Source organism: Streptococcus mitis (assembly GCF_003942685.1).
GTDB classification, from domain to species: Bacteria; Bacillota; Bacilli; order Lactobacillales; family Streptococcaceae; genus Streptococcus; species Streptococcus mitis_CD.
The window spans coordinates 1-20201 of the sequence record NZ_RJNR01000020.1; the positions used below are offsets into that span (position 1 = coordinate 1).

Consider the following 20201-nt stretch of genomic DNA (forward strand, 5'->3'; position numbering starts at 1 on the left):
ATTTATGGTAGAGTAACATATGGAGGTTATTATGAAAAAAATTTTACTTTTAGCATCTATTTTGCTTACAAGTGTCACGTTAGTGGCATGTTCAAATCAAGCTCAAACTCAAGGAAATTCAAGTAAAACAACTAGCTCTTCAACTAGTCAAGATTCAACTAATTCAAACACTCTTCGTAGCACACAGAATTCAGAAGAAAGTCAAGTGATTGGTTCTGATGAGTATGGGTTCGTTAAAGTACCAAAGTCTTGGATTAAGTTCAATGAAGTACAGGGAGGCAATGATATTCAATATTCAGACGGTACGGATGTCAATATTGTCACTTTGAATACTTTTAAAGCAGAACAATTTGGTATTTCTGATAATGAATTTCAAAAACTTGAAACAGTTCGTATTTCTGATGGTATTTTTACTTCAAAAGAAAGTAATCCAGAATTCACTAAAGTATGGGGTTCTAAGTCAACTATTGGAGGTTATGAAGCCTATGTAGTTAACGCAATTTCTAAGTCTGGAAAATACATCATTACATGGATTTTTAAATCTAGTGATGGTAAGTTCAGATATGTTGCTTTAGAAGGGACTCCAGAAACATTAAAAAATCTACTTCCCATGATTGAAGAGAGTTGGACAATTCAAAAATAATTATTAAAGCAGGATTGGTATCCTGTTTTTTTGTTTAAGTCATTAAAAACCGTTTTAAATGTTTGTTTTAAATGTTTGTTTTGCTTATAAAGATAAAAAATAAACAAAATAATCAAAAAAAGGACAAAAAACAACAAAAAATATTGACAACGATTTCATATAGTGTTATACTTATAGCATAAAGTTAATGGAAAGAAGGGAAAACCTTATGGGATTAGATCATTTCTTTGACAAAAACCTTGTGTTTTGCTTAGAAGCGGATAATCAAGAACATCTCTTTGATCAGGTTGCAACTTTATTGGAAGAACGAGAAATCGTAACTCCAACCTATCGTGAAGCCTTGATCACGCGTGAAAAGTCATTTCCAACTGGCTTAGATATGGAATTTTTAGGTAAGGATTTGCCGAATGTGGCTATTCCTCATACTGATATTGTTCATAATCTAGCTGAAAAAGTTGTGGTGGTTCGATTAGAAAAACCAGTGACTTTCCACAATATGATTGCGCCAGATAAGGAAGTAGAAGTATCCTTACTCTTCTTTATCATTAATAACTCAAGTTCAAGTCAAACAAACATTCTTGCTCAGTTGATGGACTTCTTTACTGGAAATGGTCATCTTGAAGACCTATCAAAAATTTCTGAACCAGAAGCCCTTTATGCTTATATCGCTGAAGCAATCGCTTAATCTTGTCTATTAAAAATATTAAATCGGAGGAAATCCATATGATTAAAATTCTTGCTGCCTGCGGTGCAGGTGTTAACTCAAGCCACCAAATTAAAAGTGCTCTTGAAGAAGAACTTTCAAACCGCGGTTTTGATGTTCACTGTGATGCAGTTATGGTCAAAGACGTTAATGAAGACCTTATCAAAGGCTATGATATCTTCACACCAATTGCTGCGACAGACCTTGGTTTTGATCCAGGTATTCCAGTTATCGAAGCTGGACCAATCTTATTCCGTATCCCAGCTATGAGTGCTCCAGTATTTGACAATATTGAAGCAGCTATCAAAGAACACGGATTAAGCTAATTTAAATTTGTTAACATTCATATAACATAAAAAACGGGAGGAACTATTATGGATGTCATTATCAAACTGGCCAACGATATCTTCAAACCTATCTTGGATATGGGTGGACCGATCATCATGCTGATCATTTTGACAGTATTGGCTCTACTTTTTGGAGTGAAATTCTCCAAAGCGCTTGAAGGTGGTATCAAACTTGCCATCGCTCTTACTGGTATCGGTGCTATCATCGGTATGCTGAATGGTGCTTTCTCAGCATCACTTGCAAAATTCGTTGAAAATACTGGTATTCAATTGAACATCACTGACGTTGGTTGGGCACCACTTGCTACAATCACTTGGGGATCTGCTTGGACACTTTACTTCTTGCTCATCATGTTGATTGTCAACGTAGTGATGCTTGCTATGAAGAAAACTGATACACTTGACGTTGATATCTTCGATATCTGGCACTTGTCTATCACAGGTCTTTTGATTAAATGGTATGCAGACAACAACGGTGTAAGCCAAGGGGTTTCACTCTTCATCGCCACTGCAGCAGTTGTCCTTGTAGGTGTTCTTAAAATCATCAACTCTGATTTGATGAAACCTACATTTGATGACCTTCTTAACGCACCAAGTTCATCACCAATGACTTCAACTCACATGAACTACATGATGAACCCAGTTATCATGGTTTTGGATAAGATTTTTGAAAAATTCTTCCCAGGTCTTGATAAATATGACTTTGATGCTGCTAAATTGAACAAGAAAATCGGTTTCTGGGGATCTAAATTCTTCATCGGTTTCATCCTTGGTATCGTTATCGGTTTGATGGGTACTCCACATCCAGTTGCTGGCGTAGAAGATGCAGCAAACTGGCAATTAGTTATTAAAGGTTGGTTGTCTCTTGGTTTGACAGCTGGTGTGTCTTTGGAACTCTTCTCACTTATCGGTTCATGGTTCATCGCTGCCGTAGAGCCACTTTCACAAGGTATTACAAACGTTGCTACTAAACGTCTTCAAGGACGTAAATTCAACATCGGTCTTGACTGGCCTTTCATCGCTGGTCGTGCTGAAGTTTGGGCTTGTGCAAACGTACTTGCACCAATCATGTTGGTTGAAGCTGTGCTTCTTTCAAACGTCGGAAATGGTATCTTGCCACTTGCAGGTATCATCGCTATGGGTGTTACTCCAGCTCTCTTGGTTGTAACACGTGGTAAATTGCTCCGTATGATTATTTTCGGAACACTCTTGTTGCCACTCTTCCTTCTTTCAGGTACACTTATCGCACCATTTGCAACAGAACTTGCTAAAGGTGTAGGTGCCTTCCCAGCAGGTGTGAGTGAAACTCAATTGATTACTCACTCAACTCTTGAAGGACCAATCGAAAAACTTCTTGGTTGGACAATTGGTAACACTACAACTGGTGATATCAAAGCAATCCTTGGTGCGGTAGTCTTCCTTGTGTTCTATATCGGTATCTTTGCATGGTACAGAAAACAAATGATCAAACGTAACGAAGAGTACGCAGCAAAAGCAAAATAATGCGCTCCTATAAAATGTAAATTGTTAAAGCTAGGTTGTCGACATCCATTAGGAGTGACAGCCTAGTTTTTTATAAACTATCAAGAAATCGGAGAAAATAATGGTAATTGAATTAAAATCAGAACAATTAAGAGTTGAATTTAACAGTTTTGGTGGGGCTCTTTCTTCTATAAAAGATGCCGAGGGAGTTGAGTATTTGTGGCAAGGAGATGCTACTTATTGGAGTGGACAAGCTCCTGTTCTCTTCCCCATTTGTGGTTCATTGAGAGAGGATACAGCACTTTATATAGATGATAATGGACAAGAAATCAAAGGAAAGATTCCTCGTCATGGTTTGGTTCGTAAGAAAGAATTTGAATTAGTTGAACAGACAGATAATAGTGTAACTTTTGCAATTGAAGACGATGAGAATAGCTATCAGAACTACCCTTATCATTTCCGCTTAGAAATCACTTATATCCTTACTGGAAAGACAGTACGGACTCAATACAAAATATTTAATAAAGAAATTAGCAAGGTCATGCCTTACTTTATTGGTGGACATCCAGGATTTAATTGTCCTCTGCTTGATGATGAAGTCTATGAAGATTATTATCTAGAGTTTGAAAAAGAAGAGACTTGCTCTGTTCCACGTCCTTTCCCAGAAACAGGTATGCTTGATTTTCAAGATAGAAGTCCATGGCTAGAAGGTCAAAAAGAATTAGACCTCAGCTATGATCTTTTCAGTACAGATGCAGTCACCTTAGATGAATTGCAATCTAGAACAATTGCTCTTCGTTCTCGTAAACATGATAAGGGATTGAAAGTGCACTTTGCAGAGTTTCCAAACCTCATTATCTGGTCAACTTTGAATAAGGGACCTTTCATTGCTTTTGAACCATGGTCTGGCTTGTCTACATCCCTTGAAGAAGGAGATCGTCTAGAAGATAAGAAGAATGTTCGTCTTCTAGAACCTGGTCAAGTGGATCAAATTGGTTTTGACATCGAAATTTTTTAGATTGAAAAATAAAACACAAAAACAAACATTAACTGTTGACTTTTTCAAGAAATAGGAGTATATTATGTTTGTAAGCAACAAATGATGTTTGTAACAAACAAACAATCGATTGTTATATTCTCTTGCGTGGAGAAAGATTATTTATAGGAAACTGATTTCCTAAACTTGAATAAGGTGTCATTCATCTCATTCAATCCAATTTGTCAATAAACTGCTAGAAAGCCTTTTGTAGGTCAACTGCTAACTATAAAAGGTTTTACTAGCCTAGAAAAATAAAAAGGAGTATAGAATATGTCTATTGTTATCGGTGCAGATACTGCAGGTTTGAGATTGAAAGAAGTTGTGAAAGACTTCTTGGAAAAAGAAAACTTCCACGTTGTGGATGTTACAGCTGAAGGTCAAGACTTTGTTGATGTGACTCTTGCTGTTGCTGCAGAAGTAAACAAAGAAGAACAAAACCTTGGTATCGTGATTGATGCTTATGGAGCTGGTCCATTCATGGTTGCAACTAAAATCAAAGGAATGGTTGCTGCAGAAGTATCTGACGAACGTTCAGCTTATATGACTCGTGGACACAACAACTCACGTATGATCACTATGGGTGCACAACTTGTCGGTGATGAATTGGCTAAAAACATCGCTAAAGGATTTGTTAACGGTAAATACGATGGTGGACGTCACCAAATTCGTGTCGACATGTTGAACAAAATGTGCTAATACGCTTCAAAAATCAAGATAATCTGTCGTCAGCTCACTTTAGCTAACCTCAGTTATGCTCGCAGCTCGCTTCCTAAGCTAATCTTGATTTTTCTTGAGTAAGGATAAATGATATTAGATTTATATAATTAATCGGAGGGAATAACTAATGAGAATTGCAATTGGATGTGATCACATCGTAACAGATGAAAAAATGGCGGTTTNAGAATTTTTNAAATCAAAAGGATATGAAGTCATTGACTTTGGTACTTATGACCATACACGTACTCACTACCCAATCTTTGGTAAAAAAGTAGGGGAAGCTGTAACTAGTGGTCAAGCTGATCTTGGAGTATGTATATGTGGTACTGGTGTTGGTATCAACAACGCTGTAAATAAAGTTCCAGGTGTCCGTTCTGCCTTGGTTCGTGATATGACAACAGCCCTTTATGCTAAAGAACAATTGAATGCCAATGTTATCGGTTTTGGTGGTAAGATTACTGGAGAATTGCTCATGTGTGATATCATTGAAGCTTTCATCCATGCTGAATACAAACCATCTGAAGAAAACAAAAAATTGATTGCGAAAATTGAACACCTTGAAAGTCACAATGCTCAACAAACAGACGCAAACTTCTTCACTGAATTCCTTGAAAAATGGGATCGCGGAGAATACCACGACTAAGAGGTGACATATGATTTTAACAGTCACAATGAACCCATCCATTGATATTTCCTATCCCTTGGATGAGTTGAAGATTGATACTGTCAATCGTGTGGTGGATGTAACCAAAACGGCTGGTGGTAAGGGACTCAATGTTACCCGAGTACTTTCAGAATTTGGGGATTCTGTTCTTGCTACTGGTTTAGTGGGTGGCAAACTTGGTGAGTTTTTGGTTGAAAATATCGATGATCAAGTAAAGAAAGATTTCTTCTCAATTCAGGGAGAAACTCGTAACTGTATCGCTATTCTTCACGGAGATAACCAAACAGAAGTTCTTGAAAAAGGTCCTGAAGTATTGGAACAGGAAGGTCAAGACTTTTTGGAACATTTCAAAAAACTCTTGGAGTCAGTTGAAGTAGTAGCTATCTCAGGTAGTCTACCAGCTGGCCTTCCAGTTGATTACTATGCGAGCTTGGTAGAACTTGCTAATCACGCTGGCAAGCCTGTTGTCTTGGACTGCTCTGGTGCAGCACTTCAGGCGGTTCTTGAATCAACACATAAACCAACAGTCATCAAACCAAATAATGAGGAATTATCTCAGCTTCTTGGAAGAGAAGTTTCTGAGGATTTGGATGAATTAAAAGAAGTTCTTCAAGAACCTTTGTTTGCAGGTATTGAATGGATTATCGTTTCACTTGGTGCCAACGGTGCCTTTGCCAAACATGGTGACACTTTCTACAAGGTAGATATTCCTAGAATTCAGGTGGTCAATCCTGTTGGATCTGGAGATTCTACAGTTGCTGGAATTTCTTCAGGTTTACTTCATAAAGAATCGGATGCAGAATTACTCATCAAGGCAAATGTCCTTGGTATGCTCAATGCTCAAGAAAAAATGACTGGTCATGTCAACATGGCCAACTATCAAGCTCTATATGATCAATTAATAGTAAAAGAGGTATAAAATGGCTTTAACAGAACAAAAACGTGCACGCTTAGAAAAACTTTCTGATGAAAATGGTATCATCTCAGCTCTTGCATTTGACCAACGTGGTGCTTTGAAACGCCTCATGGCTCAACACCAAACAGAAGAACCAACTGTGGCTCAAATGGAAGAACTGAAAGTCTTGGTAGCAGATGAATTGACTAAATACGCTTCATCTATGCTTCTTGATCCTGAATATGGACTTCCAGCAACTAAAGCTCTTGATGAAAAAGCTGGTCTTCTCCTTGCTTATGAAAAAACAGGTTATGACACAACAAGCACAAAACGCTTGCCAGACTGCTTGGATGTTTGGTCTGCAAAACGTATTAAAGAAGAAGGTGCAGATGCAGTTAAATTCTTGCTTTACTATGATGTAGATAGCTCAGACGAACTCAACCAAGAAAAACAAGCTTACATCGAACGTATCGGTTCTGAATGTGTGGCTGAAGATATCCCATTCTTCCTTGAAATCCTTGCTTACGATGAAAAAATTGCTGACGCAGGTTCTGTAGAATACGCTAAAGTAAAACCACACAAAGTTATCGGCGCTATGAAAGTCTTCTCAGACCCACGCTTTAACATTGATGTCTTGAAAGTAGAAGTTCCTGTTAACATTAAATATGTTGAAGGCTTCGCTGAAGGTGAAGTAGTTTATACACGTGAAGAAGCAGCAGCCTTCTTCAAAGCTCAAGATGAAGCAACTAACTTGCCTTACATCTACTTGAGTGCTGGTGTATCAGCTAAACTTTTCCAAGATACTCTTGTATTTGCTCATGAATCAGGTGCAAACTTTAACGGAGTTCTTTGTGGCCGTGCTACATGGGCTGGATCAGTTGAAGCATACATCAAAGATGGTGAAGCAGCAGCTCGCGAATGGCTTCGCACAACTGGTTTTGAAAACATTGATGAGCTCAATAAAGTTCTTCAAACAACAGCGACTTCATGGAAAGAACGCGTGTAAGCAAGTCCTCCTAGGTTAGGAACATGAATCTAAAAAAATTTTAAAAAAAGTTTTATGTAAAGGTTTACAAAATAACTTACTTGTGCTATACTTAAATCACAAGTTAATACAAGGTGAGTGTTACTAAGTAATATTAGGCATGATCACAGGTGAATTAGAAATCGGCTGATTTTCTAGTTCATTTGTGGTCATTTTTTGTACTCATATACCTTTAAGATATAAAAGGAGGTTGACATGTATCGAATTCTAAATCCAATGAATCACAATGTCTCGCTTGTCAGAAATGATAAAGGAGAAGAAGTGATTGTGATTGGTAAGGGGATTGCATTTGGAAAGAAGAAAGGGGATTTGATTGCTGAACATCAGGTTGAGAAAATCTTTCGGATGAAGACCGAAGAGTCCAGGGAAAACTTTATGGCTCTCCTCAAAGATGTTCCGCTTGATTTTATCACAGTGACTTATGAAATCATTGATAAGCTATCAAAGAAATATCATTATCCGATTCAAGAGTATCTCTACGTAACCTTGACAGATCATATTTACTGTTCCTACCAAGCTCTAGCACAAGGAAGGTACAAGGATAGTAATCTGCCAGATATTTCCACTAAGTATCCTGTCGCTTTTCAAATCGCAAATGAAGCATTTGAAATTTACCGCCAGAAGCTAGCAGATCATTTTCCTGAGGACGAAATTATTCGGATTGCTTATCATTTCATTAATGCCGAAGGTGAAAATGAAGTGGAACTTGTGGAGTCGATTGATAAGAGGAAAGAAATTCTCAGGAATGTTGAAGAAGTGCTAAAGGGTTATGAAATTCAACGAACCAAAGAGAATAATCATTTCTATGATCGTTTTATGATTCATTTGAATTATTTCTTGGATTATTTAGACAGATCTAGAGATGATAACCAATCACTTCTGGATATGGAAGACCACATCAAACGATCCTATCCAAAAGCGTTCGAGATTGGTTCCAAGATCTATGATGTGATTACGGAATATACGGGTCTTGATTTGTATAAAAGTGAACGAGTTTATCTAGTTCTACATATCCAACGTTTATTGTCATAAAAATTTATTTAAAACTATATAAGGAGAATTCTATCATGAATAGAGAAGAAGTAACATTGTTAGGTTTTGAAATCGTAGCCTATGCTGGCGATGCTCGTTCAAAACTATTGGAAGCCTTGAAAGCTGCTGAAGCTGGCGATTTTACAAAAGCCGATAACCTAGTTGAGGAAGCTGGCAGCTGTATCGCAGAGGCTCACCATGCTCAAACAAGTCTATTGACTAAGGAAGCTTCTGGTGAGGACTTAGCGTATAGTGTGACCATGATGCATGGCCAAGACCACTTGATGACAACTGTCTTGTTAAAAGATTTGATGCACCACTTAATCGAACTTTATAAGAGAGGAGTTAAATAATGAATAAACTAATTGCATTTATTGAGAAAGGAAAACCTTTCTTTGAGAAACTATCTCGTAATATCTATCTTCGTGCTATTCGTGATGGTTTCATTGCAGGTATGCCTGTTATTCTCTTCTCAAGTATCTTTATCTTAATCGCCTTTGTACCAAACTCATGGGGCTTTAAATGGTCTGATGAAGTTGTAGCATTTCTGATGAAACCTTATAGCTATTCTATGGGTATTCTGGCTCTCTTGGTAGCTGGTACAACAGCTAAGTCATTGACCGACTCAGTAAACCGTAGCATGGAGAAAACCAATCAAATCAACTATATGTCAACACTGTTAGCAGCGATTGTTGGTTTGTTGATGTTGGCAGCTGATCCTATCGAAAATGGTCTTGCTACTGGATTCTTGGGGACAAAAGGTTTGCTTTCAGCCTTCCTTGCTGCCTTTGTTACTGTAGCAATCTATAAGGTTTGTGTTAAGAACAACGTCACTATTCGTATGCCTGACGAAGTTCCACCAAATATCTCACAAGTCTTTAAAGATGTGATTCCATTCACTCTATCTGTTGTTTCTCTTTATGCTCTTGACTTATTAGCACGTCATTTTGTTGGTGCAAGTGTGGCAGAATCAATCGGTAAATTCTTTGCACCATTATTCTCTGCAGCTGATGGCTATCTTGGTATTACCATTATCTTTGGTGCTTTTGCCTTCTTCTGGTTTGTTGGGATTCACGGTCCATCTATTGTTGAACCTGCTATCGCAGCAATTACCTATGCCAATGCCGAAGTCAACTTGAACCTTCTCCAACAAGGTATGCACGCCGACAAGATTCTTACTTCTGGTACACAAATGTTTATCGTTACCATGGGTGGTACAGGTGCGACACTAGTTGTTCCTTTCATGTTCATGTGGTTAACAAAATCAAAACGTAACCGTGCAATCGGACGTGCTTCAGTAGTTCCAACATTCTTTGGTGTAAATGAACCAATCTTGTTTGGTGCACCACTTGTATTGAACCCAATCTTCTTCATTCCATTTATCTTTGCTCCAATTGCAAACGTATGGATCTTTAAATTCTTTATTGAAACTCTTGGAATGAACTCATTTACTGCTAATCTACCATGGACAACTCCAGCTCCACTGGGTCTAGTTCTTGGTACGAACTTCCAAGTTCTATCATTCATTCTTGCTGCTCTTCTAATTGTGGTTGACGTAGTCATTTACTACCCATTCCTTAAAGTATATGATGAACAAATTCTTGAAGAAGAGCGTTCAGGTAAATCTAATGATGAATTGAAAGACAAAGTTGCTGCAAACTTCAACACTGCAAAAGCGGATGCTATTCTTGAAAAAGCGGGTGTCGATGCAGCACAAAATACCATCACTGAAGAAACAAATGTCCTCGTTCTCTGTGCAGGTGGAGGGACAAGTGGTCTCCTTGCGAATGCTTTGAATAAGGCAGCAGCAGAATACAATGTCCCTGTGAAAGCAGCAGCAGGTGGCTATGGTGCTCACCGTGAAATGTTACCAGAGTTTGATCTAGTTATCCTTGCCCCTCAAGTTGCTTCAAACTTTGAAGATATGAAAGCAGAAACAGATAAACTTGGTATTAAACTTGCCAAGACAGAAGGCGCTCAATACATCAAATTAACTCGTGATGGAAAAGGTGCTCTTGCATTCGTACAAGCTCAATTCGATTAACGATAGGGACTATAAAACAGTCTCCTATCGTTACGGAAATCGCTATGGCGAATTTCCTAATCGCCTTGTTAATTCGTTGGTAAAAAGATATCGTTTTTACCTCCTCATGTCACAATTCGATTAATAATAGGGACTCTGAAATAGTCTCCTATCGTTACGGAAATCGCTATGGCGAATTTCCTAATCGCCTTGTTAATTCGTCGGTAAAAAGATATTGTTTTTACCTCCTCATGTCACAATTCGGTGACTTGGTACAAGAAGTGAGATGGAGAAGGATGGCTCACTGACTCCTCTCCTCTCACTTTTACTTTATTTAAATCAAGAAATAGGTGAAAAAAATGACAAAAACATTACCAAAAGACTTTATTTTTGGTGGCGCAACAGCTGCTTATCAAGCAGAAGGTGCTACACATACTGATGGTAAAGGACCAGTAGCTTGGGATAAATATCTTGAAGATAACTACTGGTACACTGCAGAACCAGCCAGTGATTTTTACAATCGATATCCAGTTGACCTCAAGCTAGCAGAAGAGTATGGTGTCAATGGTATTCGAATTTCTATTGCTTGGTCACGTATTTTCCCAACCGGTTACGGTCAAGTAAATGCTAAAGGTGTTGAGTTTTATCATAATCTATTTGCAGAGTGCCACAAACGTCATGTTGAGCCCTTTGTAACTCTTCATCACTTTGATACGCCAGAAGCTCTCCACTCAAATGGAGACTTCTTAAACCGTGAAAACATTGAACACTTTGTAGACTACGCGGCTTTCTGTTTTGAAGAATTTCCAGAAGTAAACTATTGGACAACATTCAATGAAATTGGACCAATCGGTGATGGTCAATACTTGGTTGGTAAATTCCCTCCAGGTATTCAGTACGATCTTGCCAAAGTCTTCCAATCGCACCACAATATGATGGTGTCTCATGCACGTGCGGTAAAATTGTACAAAGAGAAAGGCTATAAAGGTGAAATTGGGGTTGTTCACGCACTGCCAACCAAGTATCCTTTAGATCCTAAAAATCAAGCAGATGTTCGTGCAGCTGAGTTGGAAGATATTATTCACAATAAATTTATCTTGGATGCAACTTATCTAGGTCGCTATTCAGCTGAAACGATGGAAGGTGTCAACCATATCTTATCAGTCAATGGTGGTAGCTTGGATCTTCGTGAAGAAGATTTTACAGCATTAGAAGCTGCAAAAGACTTGAATGACTTCCTTGGAATTAATTACTATATGAGTGACTGGATGGAATCCTTTGATGGAGAAACTGAAATTATCCATAATGGTAAAGGTGAAAAAGGAAGCTCTAAATACCAAATCAAAGGTGTTGGTCGTCGTGTAGCTCCTGACTATGTACCACGTACGGATTGGGATTGGATTATATACCCTCAAGGTCTGTATGACCAAATCATTCGTGTGAAGAAAGATTATCCGAACTACAATAAGATTTACATCACTGAAAATGGTCTTGGATATAAAGATGAGTTCGTTGATAATACTGTTTACGATGATGGTCGTATTGATTATGTCAAACAACACTTAGAGGTCTTGTCTGATGCTATTGCAGATGGAGCGAATGTAAAAGGTTACTTCATTTGGTCATTGATGGACGTCTTCTCATGGTCAAACGGTTATGAAAAACGTTACGGTCTCTTCTATGTAGACTTTGAAACTCAAGAACGTTATCCTAAGAAATCAGCTCACTGGTACAAGAAAGTAGCGGAAACTCAAGTGATTGAGTAGTAGAATGAGTAATTAGATATAGAATTCTAGTGAGGAAAAAGATGTTCAAAGATTTTATCCAATCAATTTATGAAAAAGTTTATATTATCAATTTTGATAAATGTTCTCAAATACCTTGTTTGACTAATGAGGAGCTGAAAAATCTTGGGAAATGGTATGTCTCTTCCGGTAAAGAATGGATTTGCCATTCAGACTATGAGCTAGAAGAATTTAAAAATATCTTTTTAAATTTTATCAGTCCTGAAGAACGGGATAATATCTCCTTTGATTCAGATTTTATGCCGTTTCAACAATCATAAAAAATCTAGGAAATTCTTTGTAAAAATCTTCATCAAAAAATGCGTCATATCAAGATTTTTATTTTCTTGATATGACGCATTTTATATTTTATCAATCCTCAGTTTTATGGTTTAGAAAGAATAATTTTTGTTTGTTTTGAAAGTTGGTCAAAGGTTTCTTTGCTCAGTTTAGAGTCTGAAACGATGGTATCAATATCAGAGATATTGTAGAAGGTATAGAAATCAAATTTATTGAACTTACTATGGTCAGCTAGTAAGTATTTTTTATTGGAATTGTTGAGAGCGATGCGTTGGGATTCACCTTCCTCTTCGCTGAAGGTCGCAATCGAATTGTCCTTAATACCATTACAGCTAACGAAGGCTTTAGAAAATTGGAGATTGGCTAGGTTTTGTAAGGTTAGTGTTCCCACAAAGGCTCCAGTGATAGAGCGATAGTTTCCACCGATTAAAATCAAATCTGTTAGTTTTCGTTCGTTTAGGATGAGAAAGACTGGTAAACTGTTTGTTACAACACGAATATTATCAATTGGAAGTTCACGGGCAAAAGATTCCAAGGTTGTACCTGGGCCGATAAAAATGGTCTCCCCCTCATCAATTAAATGGCCTGCAAAACGGCTGATTTCTTGTTTTTCTGCGATTTGTAAGCTTTGTTTTTCAATATTGGAACGTTCATTATTTAAAATAGAACCTGTGCGAATTTTTTCAGCTCCCCCGTGCACCCGAACAAGTAAATCCTTGTCGGCTAACTCTTGTAAGTATCGTCTAGCAGTCATATCTGACACATCCAAGCGAGTCATGATTTCTTTTACAGTAATAGTTCCCTTTGTATTTACTGTTTCTAGAATATTATCTAGTTTTTCCTGCTTTAACATCGTTATCACCTCTATTTCTATTACTATTTTATCATAAAGTATGCAATCAATCAATTTAAAAAACAAAAGAAAACAAAAACAAAAATATCATGGTTGTTTTAAACAAACCATGATATTTGTTATCAGTTATGGGACAATTGAATTAGTCCAAACCGTAGTTGTAGTCATCGTCTTGCATGGCTTCAACTTCACCAAGAAGGTAACCATTTCCGACTTGAGAGAAGAAGTCGTGGTTGGAAGTACCTGTTGAAATACCGTTCATAACGATTGGGTTGACATCATCAGCTGAGTCTGGGAAGAGTGGATCTTGTCCCAGGTTCATGAGCGCCTTGTTAGCATTGTAGCGAAGGAAGGTTTTGACTTCTTCCGTCCAACCAACACCGTCATAGAGGCTTTCTGTATAGCCTTCTTCATTCTCGTAAAGAGTATAGAGCAAGTCGTACATCCATTCTTTGAGTTTTTCTTGCTCTTCTTCAGGCAATTCATTGAAACCGAGTTGGAATTTATATCCGATGTAGGTTCCGTGAACAGACTCATCACGAATAATCAGTTTGATGATTTCCGCAACGTTGGCTAGTTTGTTGTTACCGAGATAGTAGAGGGGAGTGAAGAAACCAGAGTAGAAGAGGAAGGTTTCAAGGAAGACGCTGGCAACTTTCTTTTCAAGTGGGCTACCGTTTAGGTAGATTTCGTTGACAATCTCAGCCTTCTTTTGTAGGTAAGGATTGGTATTGGTCCATTCAAAAATTTCTTCAATCTCAGCCTTTGTATTCAAGGTAGAAAAGATTGATGAATAAGATTTTGCATGGACAGATTCCATAAATTGGATGTTATTGAAAACAGCTTCTTCATGTGGTGTACGGATGTCTGCGCGAAGGGCTTGAACCCCAGTTTCAGATTGCATGGTATCCAAGAGAGTTAATCCACCAAAGACTTTACCGACCAGGTCTTTTTCCTTGTTTGATAACTTTCTCCAGTCATCCAAGTCATTTGATAAGGGAATACGTGTATCAAGCCAGAATTGCTCCGTCAGTTTTTCCCAAGTTGATTTGTCGATGACATCTTCGATGGCATTCCAGTTAATGGCTTTGTAGTAAGTTTCCATTTGAAATCTCTTTCTGTGTTTAGTATTGCGAACTCACAATTATTTCTATTTTATCATAATTCTAGAGGAGTATCGCACAAAAAGTCGGAGGACCGACTTTTTAGTTTTTCATAGTATAGATGCTTATTCCAGTTTAGTTTAGCAGGGTGAATGAATACTTATCTGAGAAAATGTAGTTTCCTCAAGCAAAGATTAAATCACACAACTTTCACATTGGTTGGCACCGACTTCTCCACCATCATCTGTAAAGGTACGGACGTAGTAGATAGACTTGATACCCTTGTTAAAGGCATAGTTACGAAGGATAGACAAGTCACGTGTCGTTTGTTTGTTTTCTTTCTTCCATTCGTAAAGTCCTTTTGGAATGTCACTACGCATGAAGAGGGTGAGTGAAAGTCCTTGGTCCACGTGCTCAGTCGCAGCAGCGTAAACATCGATTACCTTACGCATATCCATGTCGTAAGCAGAAGTGTAGTAAGGAATGGTTTCTGTTGACAAGCCAGCAGCAGGATAGTAGATTTTACCGATTTTCTTTTCTTGACGTTCTTCAATACGTTGCGTAATCGGGTGGATAGAAGCAGAAACATCGTTGATGTAACTGATAGAACCATTTGGCGCTACAGCAAGACGGTTTTGGTGGTAAAGACCATCTGCTTGAACCTTGTCGCGAAGTTCAGCCCAATCAGCAGCACTTGGGATAAAGACATCTTTGAAAAGTTCTTTAACACGGTCTGATGTTGGAACAAACTCGCCAGTCACATACTTGTCAAAGTAGCTTCCATTAGCATAATCTGATTTTTCAAAGTTGTAGAAGGTGATACCACGTTCACGCGCAATATTGTTTGACTCAACTAAAGTCCAGTAGTTCATGAGCATGAAGTAGATGCTTGTAAATTCAACAGACTCAGGCGATCCATATTCAATCAATTGTTGGGCAAGGTAGCTGTGAAGTCCCATTGCACCAAGACCAAAGGTATGAGCTTGGCTATTTCCATGGTCGATAGTAGGGACAGCTACGATGTGTGAACTATCTGTGACGAAAGTAAGGGCACGAACCATAGCACGGATAGAACGACCAAAGTCAGGTGAAGTCATCATGTTAACCACGTTGGTTGAACCAAGGTTACATGAAACATCTGTTCCCATTTGAAGGAATTCTTGAGCATCGTTGATCAAGCTCGGTTCTTGGACTTGAAGAATCTCAGAACACAAGTTACTCATGATAATTTTACCATCAACAGGATTTGCACGGTTAGCCGTGTCGATGTTGACAACATAAGGGTAGCCAGACTCTTGTTGCAATTTAGAGATTTCAGTTTCCAAATCACGCGCCTTGATTTTTGTCTTGCGGATGTTTGGATTTGCGACCAATTCATCGTATTTCTCAGTGATATCGATGTAGTTAAATGGCACACCGTATTCAAGCTCTACAGAATAAGGGCTGAAGAGGTACATTTCTTCATTTTTACGTGCTAATTCGTAGAATTTATCGGGCACCACAACACCAAGTGAAAGGGTCTTAACACGAACTTTTTCATCGGCGTTTTCTTTCTTAGTGGAAAGGAAGGCGATGATATCTGGGTGGAAGACGTTGAGGTAGACAACACCAGCGCCTTGACGTTGACCAAGTTGGTTAGAGTAAGAGAAACTGTCTTCAAATAGTTTCATAACTGGAACAACACCTGAAGCTGCTCCCTCATAACCTTTTATAGGAGCACCTGCTTCACGGAGGTTACTGAGGGTAATTCCAACCCCTCCGCCAATACGTGAAAGTTGAAGGGCCGAGTTGATAGAACGTCCGATAGAGTTCATATCATCAGTTACTTGGATTAGGAAGCAAGATACTAACTCCCCACGGCGAGCACGTCCAGCATTCAAGAAGGAAGGAGTAGCAGGTTGGTAGCGTTGGTGGATGATTTCATTGGCAATATCGATTGCAACAGCCTCATTGCCATCAGCGAAATAAAGGGCGTTAAAGAAGACGCGGTCTTCCATGCTTTCAAGATAATATTCACCGTCATTAGTCTTTAAGGCATATTGATTGTAAAACTTATAGGCAGCCATGAAAGACTTGAATTGGAAGTTTTGATCTTTGATAAATTGAGCTAATTCTTCCAAAAATTCTGGACGGTATTTCTTGATAAAGGCTGTTTCGATGTAGTTGTGTTCAATGAGGTAGTTGATTTTATCTTTGATTGAATCAAAAACCATAGTGTTTGGAACTACATTTTCTTTAAAGAAGGCATCCAAGGCTTCCTTATCTTTATGAAGCATGATTTGTCCATTGACAGGACGGTTGATTTCGTTGTTGAGACGGAAGTAAGTCACGTCTTCAAGATGTTTTAATCCCATAAAATTTCCCTTATCTAATTACAAAAGAAAGGCTTCTAAGTTAGCCCTAGAAGCAGTTTCTTCTGGATGATGTACTAAGATTATGCTAATTGTTTCAACTTTCCTGGTTGGAAACCTGAAAAGACTTCAGTTGGTGTTTGGATAACAGGAGCTGCGCTGAAACCGAGCTCTTTAACTTGATCGATGTACTCAGGTTGCTCATCAAGATTGATTTCACGATAAGCGACATTATTACTGTCCAAGAAACGTTTGGTCATCTTACATTGGACACAGTTGTTTTTAGAATAAACGGTTACCATTGTGTAACTCCTCTTTCAAAATAGATTACTTTCTTAGTATATCAGAAAATAAATTTTTGTCAATGATTTAAAACTAAATATAGTGGTCTGTTTTTCTGCTCAAGCCTACAAAACACAATATGTAGTGTTTGCTTTGTGAAATAGTGATAATTATCCTATAAGTTGTTTTTTGAAAAACTATATCCTGTGTTTTGTTATCTAAAATAGAAGATTTTCAGCAAGTTATCTGAAAGGAAATCGAATAAATCCCATAAAATGCTTGAAAAAAATCCTAGAAGATGATATAATACCAAATTGTAAGGGTTATCACATATAACTCAAAAAAGAAAGAACAAAAGGAGAGTCAAACTATGGCTTCTAAAGATTTCCACGTAGTGGCAGAAACAGGTATTCACGCACGTCCAGCAACATTGTTGGTACAAACTGCAAGCAAATTTGCTTCAGATATCACTCTTGAGTACAAAGGTAAATCAGTTAACCTTAAATCAATCATGGGTGTTATGAGTCTTGGTGTTGGCCAAGGTGCTGACGTAACTATCTCAGCTGAAGGTGCAGATGCAGATGATGCTATCGCTGCAATCTCAGAAACAATGGAAAAAGAAGGATTGGCATAAGGAAAATGACAGAAATGCTTAAAGGAATCGCAGCATCTGATGGTGTTGCCGTTGCAAAAGCATATCTACTCGTTCAACCGGATTTGTCATTCGATACTGTTTCAGTCGAAGATACAAACGCAGAAGAGGCTCGTTTGGATGTAGCTCTTGAAGCTTCTCAAAACGAGCTTTCTCTTATCCGTGAGAAAGCTGTAGGTACGCTTGGTGAAGAAGCGGCTCAAGTTTTTGACGCTCATTTGATGGTTCTTGCTGACCCAGAATTGATTGGTCAGATTAAAGAAACAATCCGTGCTAAGAAAGTCAATGCAGAAGCAGGTCTTAAAGAAGTGACTGACATGTTCATCACTATCTTTGAAGGCATGGAAGACAACCCATATATGCAAGAACGTGCAGCGGATATCCGCGACGTGACTAAACGTGTATTGGCAAACCTTCTTGGTAAGAAATTGCCAAACCCAGCTTCTATCAATGAAGAAGTAATTGTGATTGCGCATGACTTGACACCATCTGATACAGCTCAATTGGACAAAAACTTTGTAAAAGCTTTTGTAACAAACATCGGTGGACGTACAAGCCACTCAGCTATCATGGCACGTACACTTGAAATTGCAGCTGTATTGGGAACAAATAACATCACTGAAGTAGTGAAAGACGGTGATATCCTTGCCGTTAACGGAATTACTGGTGAAGTGATTATCAACCCAACAGATGAACAAGCGGCAGAATTTAAAGCAGCTGGTGAAGCTTATGCTAAACAAAAAGCTGAATGGGCACTTTTGAAAGATGCTCAAACAGTAACTGCTGACGGTAAACACTTCGAGTTGGCAGCTAACATCGGTACTCCAAAAGACGTTGAAGGTGTTAACAACAACGGTGCAGAAGCTGTTGGACTTTACCGTACAGAGTTCTTGTACATGGATTCTCAAGACTTCCCAACTGAAGATGAGCAGTATGAAGCATACAAGGCTGTTCTTGAGGGAATGAATGGTAAACCAGTGGTTGTTCGTACAATGGATATTGGTGGAGATAAGGAACTTCCTTACTTCGATATGCCACACGAAATGAACCCATTCCTTGGATTCCGTGCCCTTCGTATCTCTATTTCTGAAACTGGAGATGCAATGTTCCGTACACAAATCCGTGCCCTTCTTCGTGCTTCTGTTCATGGTCAATTGCGTATCATGTTCCCAATGGTTGCTCTTTTGAAAGAATTCCGTGCAGCTAAAGCAGTTTATGAAGAAGAAAAAGCAAACCTTCTTGCTGAAGGTGTTGCAGTTGCGGATGACATCCAAGTTGGTATCATGATTGAAATCCCTGCAGCAGCGATGCTTGCAGACCAATTTGCAAAAGAAGTAGACTTCATGTCAATTGGTACAAACGACTTGATCCAATACTCAATGGCAGCAGACCGTATGAACGAACAAGTTTCATACCTTTACCAACCATATAACCCATCAATCCTTCGCTTGATCAACAACGTTATCAAGGCAGCTCACGCTGAAGGTAAATGGGCTGGTATGTGTGGTGAAATGGCTGGTGACCAAAAAGCTGTTCCACTTCTTGTCGGAATGGGCTTGGATGAGTTCTCTATGTCAGCAACATCTGTCCTTCGTACACGTAGCTTGATGAAGAAATTGGATACTGCTAAGATGGAAGAGTACGCAAACCGTGCCCTTACAGAGTGTTCAACAATGGAAGAAGTTCTTGAACTTCAAAAAGAATACGTTAACTTTGATTAATCGAAAAGTCCTTGCAACTAAGTTGCAAGGTTTTTTTATAGTTTAAAATCATAAAATCTATTAACTAGTTCATAAAATGCTTGACAATAAAAAAAATCGGAGTAGAATATTAACTAGTTAAATAACTAGTTAAGGAGTTTTTATGAAGAAACAAAATTTGTTTTTAGTGTTGTTAAGTGTCTTTCTTTTGTGTTTAGCTGCTTGTGGGCAGAAGGAGAGCCAGTCAGGTAAAGGGGTGAAAATTGTGACTAGTTTTTATCCTATCTATGCCATGGTCAAGGAAGTATCTGGTGACTTGAATGATGTTCGAATGATCCAGTCAAGTAGCGGAATTCACTCCTTTGAACCTTCAGCAAATGATATCGCAGCCATCTATGATGCAGATGTCTTTGTTTACCATTCGCATACACTTGAATCTTGGGCAGGAAGTCTGGATCCCAATCTAAAAAAATCCAAAGTTAAAGTTTTAGAGGCTTCAGAAGGAATGACATTGGATCGTGTCCCTGGTCTAGAAGATGTGGAAGCAGGTGATGGTGTTGATGAAAAAACGCTTTATGATCCTCAC

At 38.5% G+C, this 20201-nt stretch carries 20 protein-coding genes and 1 pseudogene; 17 read left to right on the plus strand and 4 right to left on the minus strand.

Annotated features, from left to right (window positions below; genetic code table 11):
* Positions 1-31: 31 nt before the first annotated feature.
* The 14 genes from D8855_RS09555 (at position 32) to D8855_RS09620 (ending at position 12655) form a co-directional block, all read left to right on the plus strand.
* Positions 32-643 (plus strand): hypothetical protein, encoded by a 612-nt coding sequence (locus D8855_RS09555; protein WP_125417136.1) that lies wholly within the window; start codon positions 32-34, stop codon positions 641-643.
* Positions 644-851: 208 nt separating this feature from the next.
* Entirely contained in the window at positions 852-1328 is a 477-nt protein-coding gene (locus D8855_RS09560; RefSeq protein WP_000521974.1) for a PTS sugar transporter subunit IIA, read from the plus strand.
* Between the two features lie 38 nt (positions 1329-1366).
* Positions 1367-1672, plus strand: coding sequence for a PTS sugar transporter subunit IIB (locus D8855_RS09565; RefSeq protein WP_000590547.1), 306 nt, complete (start codon positions 1367-1369; stop codon positions 1670-1672).
* 48 nt (positions 1673-1720) lie between these two features.
* Positions 1721-3196, plus strand: coding sequence for a PTS galactitol transporter subunit IIC (locus tag D8855_RS09570; RefSeq protein ID WP_125417137.1), 1476 nt, complete (start codon positions 1721-1723; stop codon positions 3194-3196).
* A gap of 100 nt (positions 3197-3296) precedes the next feature.
* Positions 3297-4193, plus strand: coding sequence for an aldose 1-epimerase family protein (locus D8855_RS09575; protein WP_125417138.1), 897 nt, complete (start codon positions 3297-3299; stop codon positions 4191-4193).
* Between the two features lie 291 nt (positions 4194-4484).
* Positions 4485-4910 carry a galactose-6-phosphate isomerase subunit LacA gene (lacA, locus tag D8855_RS09580; protein ID WP_125386551.1) on the plus strand — a complete coding sequence of 142 codons (426 nt, stop codon included), beginning with the start codon at positions 4485-4487 and terminating at the stop codon, positions 4908-4910.
* 148 nt (positions 4911-5058) lie between these two features.
* Positions 5059-5574: a galactose-6-phosphate isomerase subunit LacB gene (gene lacB, locus D8855_RS09585; protein WP_125417139.1), complete on the plus strand. Its 516-nt coding sequence runs from the start codon at positions 5059-5061 to the stop codon at positions 5572-5574.
* Positions 5575-5584: 10 nt separating this feature from the next.
* Positions 5585-6514 carry a tagatose-6-phosphate kinase gene (locus D8855_RS09590; RefSeq protein ID WP_125417140.1) on the plus strand — a complete coding sequence of 310 codons (930 nt, stop codon included), beginning with the start codon at positions 5585-5587 and terminating at the stop codon, positions 6512-6514.
* Between the two features lies 1 nt (position 6515).
* The gene (gene lacD / locus D8855_RS09595) at positions 6516-7496 is read left to right on the plus strand and encodes a tagatose-bisphosphate aldolase (RefSeq protein ID WP_001229114.1); all 981 of its coding nucleotides are present in this window, start codon (positions 6516-6518) and stop codon (positions 7494-7496) included.
* Positions 7497-7730: 234 nt separating this feature from the next.
* Positions 7731-8567 (plus strand): PRD domain-containing protein, encoded by an 837-nt coding sequence (locus tag D8855_RS09600; protein WP_125417141.1) that lies wholly within the window; start codon positions 7731-7733, stop codon positions 8565-8567.
* Positions 8568-8602: 35 nt separating this feature from the next.
* Positions 8603-8920, plus strand: a complete 318-nt coding sequence (locus tag D8855_RS09605) for a PTS lactose/cellobiose transporter subunit IIA (protein ID WP_049543586.1) — start codon at positions 8603-8605, stop codon at positions 8918-8920.
* Positions 8920-10611: a lactose-specific PTS transporter subunit EIIC gene (locus D8855_RS09610; RefSeq protein ID WP_045611530.1), complete on the plus strand. Its 1692-nt coding sequence runs from the start codon at positions 8920-8922 to the stop codon at positions 10609-10611. Before D8855_RS09605 ends, D8855_RS09610 begins: the two co-directional genes overlap by 1 nt.
* Before the next feature lie 338 nt (positions 10612-10949).
* Positions 10950-12356 carry a 6-phospho-beta-galactosidase gene (gene lacG, locus D8855_RS09615; protein WP_125417142.1) on the plus strand — a complete coding sequence of 469 codons (1407 nt, stop codon included), beginning with the start codon at positions 10950-10952 and terminating at the stop codon, positions 12354-12356.
* A gap of 41 nt (positions 12357-12397) precedes the next feature.
* A complete protein-coding gene (locus tag D8855_RS09620) occupies positions 12398-12655 on the plus strand; it encodes a DUF3884 family protein (protein WP_125417143.1) in 258 nt (85 codons plus the stop codon).
* 104 nt (positions 12656-12759) lie between these two features.
* Here D8855_RS09620 and D8855_RS09625 read toward each other — a convergent pair whose 3' ends face one another.
* The 4 genes from D8855_RS09625 to nrdH all read right to left on the minus strand — a co-directional run bounded on the left by D8855_RS09625 (position 12760) and on the right by nrdH (position 17283).
* Complete coding sequence (locus D8855_RS09625; protein WP_125417144.1) at positions 12760-13527, minus strand: DeoR/GlpR family DNA-binding transcription regulator; 768 nt, start codon at positions 13525-13527, stop codon at positions 12760-12762.
* A gap of 142 nt (positions 13528-13669) precedes the next feature.
* Positions 13670-14632 (minus strand): class 1b ribonucleoside-diphosphate reductase subunit beta, encoded by a 963-nt coding sequence (gene nrdF, locus D8855_RS09630; RefSeq protein ID WP_000451364.1) that lies wholly within the window; start codon positions 14630-14632, stop codon positions 13670-13672.
* 192 nt (positions 14633-14824) lie between these two features.
* Positions 14825-16984, minus strand: coding sequence for a class 1b ribonucleoside-diphosphate reductase subunit alpha (nrdE, locus tag D8855_RS09635; protein WP_125417145.1), 2160 nt, complete (start codon positions 16982-16984; stop codon positions 14825-14827).
* 80 nt (positions 16985-17064) lie between these two features.
* Positions 17065-17283, minus strand: coding sequence for a glutaredoxin-like protein NrdH (nrdH, locus tag D8855_RS09640; protein WP_000259240.1), 219 nt, complete (start codon positions 17281-17283; stop codon positions 17065-17067).
* Between the two features lie 350 nt (positions 17284-17633).
* Between nrdH and D8855_RS09645 the strand changes: the two genes are divergently transcribed.
* The 3 genes and pseudogenes from D8855_RS09645 to adcAII all read left to right on the plus strand — a co-directional run.
* Positions 17634-17897, plus strand: coding sequence for a phosphocarrier protein HPr (locus D8855_RS09645; RefSeq protein WP_000146947.1), 264 nt, complete (start codon positions 17634-17636; stop codon positions 17895-17897).
* A gap of 5 nt (positions 17898-17902) precedes the next feature.
* Positions 17903-19636 carry a phosphoenolpyruvate--protein phosphotransferase gene (gene ptsP / locus D8855_RS09650; RefSeq protein WP_004254499.1) on the plus strand — a complete coding sequence of 578 codons (1734 nt, stop codon included), beginning with the start codon at positions 17903-17905 and terminating at the stop codon, positions 19634-19636.
* Between the two features lie 142 nt (positions 19637-19778).
* Positions 19779-20201, plus strand: a pseudogene (gene adcAII / locus D8855_RS09655) (zinc-binding lipoprotein AdcAII); the annotation flags it as partial.

What these genes read in the sequence shown, in the direction of transcription:
- nrdH (WP_000259240.1), bottom strand. Translation starts at nt 17,283, where the DNA reads ATGGTAACCGTTTATTCTAAAAACAACTGTGTCCAATGTAAGATGACC.
- D8855_RS09570 (WP_125417137.1), top strand. Translation starts at nt 1,721, where the DNA reads ATGGATGTCATTATCAAACTGGCCAACGATATCTTCAAACCTATCTTG.
- D8855_RS09565 (WP_000590547.1), top strand. Translation starts at nt 1,367, where the DNA reads ATGATTAAAATTCTTGCTGCCTGCGGTGCAGGTGTTAACTCAAGCCAC.
- D8855_RS09600 (WP_125417141.1), top strand. Translation starts at nt 7,731, where the DNA reads ATGTATCGAATTCTAAATCCAATGAATCACAATGTCTCGCTTGTCAGA.
- lacD (WP_001229114.1), top strand. Translation starts at nt 6,516, where the DNA reads ATGGCTTTAACAGAACAAAAACGTGCACGCTTAGAAAAACTTTCTGAT.
- D8855_RS09560 (WP_000521974.1), top strand. Translation starts at nt 852, where the DNA reads ATGGGATTAGATCATTTCTTTGACAAAAACCTTGTGTTTTGCTTAGAA.
- D8855_RS09620 (WP_125417143.1), top strand. Translation starts at nt 12,398, where the DNA reads ATGTTCAAAGATTTTATCCAATCAATTTATGAAAAAGTTTATATTATC.
- nrdF (WP_000451364.1), bottom strand. Translation starts at nt 14,632, where the DNA reads ATGGAAACTTACTACAAAGCCATTAACTGGAATGCCATCGAAGATGTC.
- D8855_RS09610 (WP_045611530.1), top strand. Translation starts at nt 8,920, where the DNA reads ATGAATAAACTAATTGCATTTATTGAGAAAGGAAAACCTTTCTTTGAG.
- D8855_RS09645 (WP_000146947.1), top strand. Translation starts at nt 17,634, where the DNA reads ATGGCTTCTAAAGATTTCCACGTAGTGGCAGAAACAGGTATTCACGCA.
- D8855_RS09575 (WP_125417138.1), top strand. Translation starts at nt 3,297, where the DNA reads ATGGTAATTGAATTAAAATCAGAACAATTAAGAGTTGAATTTAACAGT.
- lacG (WP_125417142.1), top strand. Translation starts at nt 10,950, where the DNA reads ATGACAAAAACATTACCAAAAGACTTTATTTTTGGTGGCGCAACAGCT.
- nrdE (WP_125417145.1), bottom strand. Translation starts at nt 16,984, where the DNA reads ATGGGATTAAAACATCTTGAAGACGTGACTTACTTCCGTCTCAACAAC.
- lacA (WP_125386551.1), top strand. Translation starts at nt 4,485, where the DNA reads ATGTCTATTGTTATCGGTGCAGATACTGCAGGTTTGAGATTGAAAGAA.
- D8855_RS09605 (WP_049543586.1), top strand. Translation starts at nt 8,603, where the DNA reads ATGAATAGAGAAGAAGTAACATTGTTAGGTTTTGAAATCGTAGCCTAT.
- ptsP (WP_004254499.1), top strand. Translation starts at nt 17,903, where the DNA reads ATGACAGAAATGCTTAAAGGAATCGCAGCATCTGATGGTGTTGCCGTT.
- D8855_RS09555 (WP_125417136.1), top strand. Translation starts at nt 32, where the DNA reads ATGAAAAAAATTTTACTTTTAGCATCTATTTTGCTTACAAGTGTCACG.
- D8855_RS09590 (WP_125417140.1), top strand. Translation starts at nt 5,585, where the DNA reads ATGATTTTAACAGTCACAATGAACCCATCCATTGATATTTCCTATCCC.
- D8855_RS09625 (WP_125417144.1), bottom strand. Translation starts at nt 13,527, where the DNA reads ATGTTAAAGCAGGAAAAACTAGATAATATTCTAGAAACAGTAAATACA.